The organism is Paenibacillus forsythiae T98 (assembly GCF_000520735.1).
Classification (GTDB): domain Bacteria; phylum Bacillota; class Bacilli; order Paenibacillales; family Paenibacillaceae; genus Paenibacillus_AQ; species Paenibacillus_AQ forsythiae.
In genome coordinates this window covers 1-4,958 of the sequence record NZ_ASSC01000306.1, presented here as the reverse complement: position 1 = coordinate 4,958, position 4,958 = coordinate 1, and the positions used below count along the sequence as shown (strand labels likewise).

Sequence of the window (4,958 nt, the reverse complement as noted above, 5' to 3'; positions counted from 1 at the left end):
AAGAAAAAAGCCGCTAATCGCCGGTCCCAGTCCAAATCCGAGCATGACGGCCATGCTGGATAAAGGCAATGCCTTGACCGCTCTGGCCTTTGGAGTCTGCTGTAACAAAAAGGTTGTAGCGGTTCCCATGAATGTGCCAAACCCGATACCTTCAAAAATCCGGGCCAAATAAAGTGTCCAGGCCTGATTGCCTGCCATGAACAGGATAGCTGATACAATCGAAGCAGCAACGCCGCTTAAGGTTACTTTTTTTAATCCCCGGACGTTGGCTACTGGTCCCGCTATTAATAGCGTAGGCAGAAGAAACACGGCATAAACAGCAAATAACAAGGTGATTTCGAGGCTGCTCAAGTGAAACTGTTCCTGATATAAAGGATACAGCGGCGAAGAGAGTGTAGCTCCAGTAGCCATTATCAAAATAGTCCACAGCATTCTTTTCATTACGATCCCCCCAAGATCAAGATTGGATTAAAACGTAAAACTTCTAACATAGTATAATAGGAACAGAAGAGCAGCCAGAGAAGGCCGGATCAGGGGATTGGCGCTCCTACCTTATTTAACCTGGAGGATCGTATGATGGATACGGAATTGGCACGCAATAAGCAGCTCGGGAATTTTCTAAAGATAAGACGAGCCCGGCTGCGTCCTGAACAGCTTGGGTTGCCACTGGGAAGAAGAAGGCGAACGGCGGGTCTGAGGCGTGAAGAAGTGGCTCAATTAGCGGGAGTGAGCGTGGATTGGTATACCTGGTTGGAGCAAGGCAGGGATATACGTGTATCATCACGGGTTCTGGAGGAGTTGGCAAGGGTGCTGCAACTGAGCTTCAGCGAGAGAAGGCACCTGTTTCTGCTGGCCGAGCAGACCCTTCCGTTAGACAACAAGCATGACCTTTACTATGTAAGTCCGTCGGTTCAGCAATTTCTTGACTATCAGAATCCGAGTCCGGCGTATGTGACGAATCTCAGATGGGATTTTATTGCCTGGAACCGGGCGGCATGCGCGGTGTTTGGAGATTATAACAAGATGTCGGTGCTTGAGCGCAATTCGGTTTGGCGTATATTCACATCATCGTATATGAGGGAGCTGCTGGATTGTTGGGAGGAGCATGGGCAGAGGCGGCTGGCCCAATTCCGCGCCTCCTATGGAAGGTTTATCGATGACCCGTGGTGGTCCCAAATGATCGATAAACTGTCCAGGGAGAGCGGGGAATTCAGGGAATGGTGGCCGCGCCATGACGTTCTGGATACGCCAGAGGGAAGAAAGGTTCTTCACCACCCTGTCGCGGGAGAGCTTATTCTCGGGCACCTTTCATTTCAGGTTAGCGACGCGCCGGATTTGTTGGTGACGGTGCATATGCCCGAGACGGAAGAAACGCTGGAGAAGCTGCGCAGCTTGCTGGTGGACTGATGGCGCCTCGCGCTGTTCCACACTATTTTCGCGCATAGACCATGAACAGCGAGGAGGTCACGCTCCGGGAAATGGTGGAGTATCTAGCGTCGGTGTTGGCCTCGTCGCTGATCCGCCGGATGATATCCAGATCCATCTCGATATAGTTCATGCCGAGCGAGATCAGCACCTCCGCATCCCACTGCGGGCGCGTCTTCTCGCAAATATACAGGGATTTGGCAATGTCGTTGCGTTCCCGGAGCTGTTCGGCCGTTTGTGTCGGATGGCACAGCTGCTCTCCCTTTTCATCGGCTTCATTGAAGGCTTGGCCATAGTTGGCGTCAAAATTTAATATCCCGCCTCCGGGAGCAAGCACGCGGCACATTTCGCTGTACGCCTTGTAGGGATCGGGCAGCGTCCAGGTGACATTGCGGGTGATGATGAAATCGAAGCTTTCGTCAGGGAAGCTCAGATCCTGGGCGTCCATTTGCCGGTAGACGATCCCGCTATACCCCAGCTTGGCGGCGTTGACTTCGGCCTTGGCCAGCATGGCGCTCGAATAATCAATACCGGTCACCATGCAGCCCAGATCCTTCATGATAAAGGAGAAGAACCCGGCCCCCGTACCCAGATCCAATACTCTCGGCGAATCCAGCTTCGGCAGATGCTCCTTGATGACCTCGGTGTATTTCCCGCGCAGACCGCTGTTGAAGTCATGCAGACGCAGCTCGCTGAAATCATTGGCCCGATCTGTCCAGTAATTATTAATTCGTTCCTGCATTATATACTCAGCTCCTTTTATTAATAACGTTTCTTCAATCCCGGCTATGCAGCTTTTCCTCCCGTTTGCAAAAAAATAAAATCACTGCCGCGAGATGCGCTAACATTTCGAAGCAGTGACCGGTAATGAGCTATTCTTTATAATCAATGCCGTAGAAGGTTTGGTAGAACTGCTGAACCATTGCATTCAGATCCACATCTTTAAACGCATCCGGGTATAAGGTTTTGGCCAGCCAAATTTCACCCAGAGCCATGGATTCCGGAGTAGGATTGCCCCAGGGCTTCGTATAATCCGGCGCGATAATCAGCTTGTTATTCTTGACGGCATCGATTTCGGACCAGGCTTTGTCGCTGCGTATTTCATCCAGCACCGAGGCGTAGCGGCTCTGCACAAAGATGACTTCAGGATTCCACTTGGCCACCTGCTCCACGCTGACCTGCTTGTACCCTTTAATCGTCTCCGCGACGTTGCGGGCCCCCGCCTTGGCCATGGCTACACCGACATATTTGCCTGTGCCGTAAGTGTACATGTTCTCGTTGGCCATATAGACCTTGATCCGGTCCTGCTCCGGCACCTCGCTCAGATGCTTGGACACGATGGTCCGGTTGCTGACAACATAATCCCATAATTCCGCGGCTTTATCTTCGGTTCCCGTAACTTGGCCGATCAGTTGGATCGCCTGCTTCAGCCCCTCGGTATAAGCCTCGTCCGGGTTGACAAGATTCGGGTTAATGGTCGATGCCTGCTCTTTATCCGCGACATACAAAGTAATTCCCACGGCAGGGATGCCCAACTGTTCAAGCTGCGTAAGCGTCTCCTTCGGAACCTGGTTGGACACGAAGACGACATCCGGCTTAAGGCTCGCGACAGCTTCCACGTTCAATTCGGAGATCTTGCCCGGGTTCGGCAAATCCTTGATTCCCGGATACACATCGGCTACATAGCTTCCAAGCAGACCCTCCCAATCGCTTAATACGCCAACCAGCTTGTCCTGGGCATGAAGCTCAAGCATAATATCGAGCGTGTGATGCTGAAGGGCGACGATCCGTTCAACCTTCTTGGGTATTTCCACCGTGCGGCCCAATTGGTCGACAATGGTATACGTTGCCGGTTCGGCAGGTGGAGCGGACGGCTGCTCCGATGCCTGGGTATTGCTCCCCGCCGTGTCCGTTGCCTTCCCGCAGCCGTAGAGCGGAAGCGCCAGCAGAAGCATACACAGCAGCAGTGTGAATAAGACTCGCTTGTTTTTCATTCCATTTCCCCCTGATTCCCAATGCGCTTGAAACATTGTTTGGTTTGTTTTAGTTAATATTAGTGATCATTATATAAGAGCAATTTCTATAAATCAATGAGTTAAATATGTCTAAAATATATTAATTTAATCGTATATATACTAATATATGATTATTGAAATTAAAGGTATATACACAAACTTTCGGTGATTATTCATGTATGTGGAAGAGCCTTCCCGCTCTTCTTGACCGGACAATTAGAGCAGCGGTAAAATGGTTATGCCAGCATTGGTATAACCATTTTGTTATGCAGAGGAGCAAGCCCTATGCCGCCGGGAGAGAAACAGAACATCAGAGAATACGTAATTCAGCATATTTTGGACAAAATTGAGAACGGCGAGCTGAAATCCGGCGATAAGCTGACCAATGAACGCGAATTATCAGGCAGGCTTGGCGTCAGCCGGGTTCCGCTGCGCGAAGCGATTTCCGCATTGTCGACGCTGGGCATTCTGGAGGCCCGCCAGGGAGGAGGCACGTTCGTCAGCGAGTATAATCCCGGCGTGATCGGCAAGATCATCCGGACGTACCGCTTGTTTGACCGTTCGCTGATCGAGGAGATTTTTGAAGCGAGGGTTCTGCTGGAGGCCGATGCGGCCAGGCTGGCTGCCATCAACCGTACGGACGAGGATCTGGACAAGATCAGGGAGGCTATGCGCAGGCACGAAGAAACGGTGCGCCGCTATGCGGAGAAGGAGGCGGACATCCAGGCCGTGCTGGCATGCGACAATGAAGTGCATCTGGGAATCGCCGCAGCCGCTCATAACAACTTCTTCCTGCAAATCATCGATACCGTCCGCCATGCAGGCCAGAGCCGTCATATTTTTGATGGAAAATATACCGTGAACCCGCTTCACATTGAAGAATCGGTCGCTTATCACGGCAGCATTGTTCTTGCCGTCGAGCAGCGGGATAGCGAAGCTGCGTATGCGGCGATGAGAGAGCATATTCTGCACATCCGGGCTTCGCTGGACGTGGACAAGCTGAAGGAGGATTTCGACGGCAAAGGGGAATAGCGCTTTGATAAGCCTATCGGCGTCCCTGCAAAGTACCTGGAATAAGCATCGAAGAGCAGGATTTACTTTGTGGGGCTATTTTGCGGAAAGGAGTGACTCTGTCATGAAGATGATTAAGGGGGCCGGGCTGCTGCTGACGGCGCTTCTTCTTGTGCCGCTGGCGACGGCCTGCGGCGGCGGCGGCCAGACACCGGGCAGCCAGGCGGCAGCCTCGCTTCCGGGCGGAGCCGCCGGCCCGTCGCCGGCCGCTTCCCCGGGCGGATCATTCGCCGCCGGAGAGCAGGGAGCGTCCGCCCGGCCGACGCAGCCCGGAGAGGCGTCCCGGACGCTGGAAATTTCATTTCCATTTGTCCGCCAGGACGGAATCGCCACCAATCAGTTCGCTGTATGGGTGGAGGATGGCAGCGGCCGGTTTGTCAGAACGCTGTATGCCACCCGCTTTATCGCCTCCGGAGGATATAAGCTGCGGCCGGAGGCCATCCCGAC

The 4,958-nt window shown here is 52.8% G+C and carries 5 protein-coding genes and 1 pseudogene; 3 read left to right on the top strand and 3 right to left on the bottom strand.

Annotated features, from left to right (window positions below; all coding sequences use genetic code 11):
- On the bottom strand, positions 1–441 hold a 441-nt coding region (locus tag L692_RS0110065; protein WP_025699513.1), incomplete at its 3' end, for an MFS transporter.
- Positions 442–576: 135 nt separating this feature from the next.
- On the opposite strand from L692_RS0110065, the gene L692_RS0110060 reads away from it, so the two are divergent.
- Positions 577–1,407 (top strand): helix-turn-helix transcriptional regulator, encoded by an 831-nt coding sequence (locus tag L692_RS0110060; protein ID WP_025699512.1) that lies wholly within the window; start codon positions 577–579, stop codon positions 1,405–1,407.
- A 22-nt stretch (positions 1,408–1,429) separates the two neighbouring features.
- Here L692_RS0110060 and L692_RS0110055 read toward each other — a convergent pair whose 3' ends face one another.
- Together L692_RS0110055 and L692_RS0110050 are read right to left on the bottom strand one after the other, a co-directional pair.
- A complete protein-coding gene (locus L692_RS0110055; RefSeq protein WP_025699509.1) occupies positions 1,430–2,167 on the bottom strand; it encodes a class I SAM-dependent methyltransferase in 738 nt (245 codons plus the stop codon).
- Between the two features lie 130 nt (positions 2,168–2,297).
- Positions 2,298–3,419 carry an ABC transporter substrate-binding protein gene (locus L692_RS0110050; protein ID WP_025699507.1) on the bottom strand — a complete coding sequence of 374 codons (1,122 nt, stop codon included), beginning with the start codon at positions 3,417–3,419 and terminating at the stop codon, positions 2,298–2,300.
- 306 nt (positions 3,420–3,725) lie between these two features.
- Here L692_RS0110050 and L692_RS0110045 point away from each other — a divergent pair, with 306 nt between their 5' ends.
- A complete protein-coding gene (locus L692_RS0110045; RefSeq protein WP_025699505.1) occupies positions 3,726–4,472 on the top strand; it encodes a FadR/GntR family transcriptional regulator in 747 nt (248 codons plus the stop codon).
- A gap of 103 nt (positions 4,473–4,575) precedes the next feature.
- Positions 4,576–4,958, top strand: a pseudogene (locus L692_RS30580) (DUF2271 domain-containing protein); the annotation flags it as partial.

Coding starts and splice junctions, on each gene's coding strand:
- L692_RS0110060 (WP_025699512.1), top strand. CDS start 577: ATGGATACGGAATTGGCACGCAATAAGCAGCTCGGGAATTTTCTAAAG.
- L692_RS0110055 (WP_025699509.1), bottom strand. CDS start 2,167: ATGCAGGAACGAATTAATAATTACTGGACAGATCGGGCCAATGATTTC.
- L692_RS0110045 (WP_025699505.1), top strand. CDS start 3,726: ATGCCGCCGGGAGAGAAACAGAACATCAGAGAATACGTAATTCAGCAT.
- L692_RS0110050 (WP_025699507.1), bottom strand. CDS start 3,419: ATGAAAAACAAGCGAGTCTTATTCACACTGCTGCTGTGTATGCTTCTG.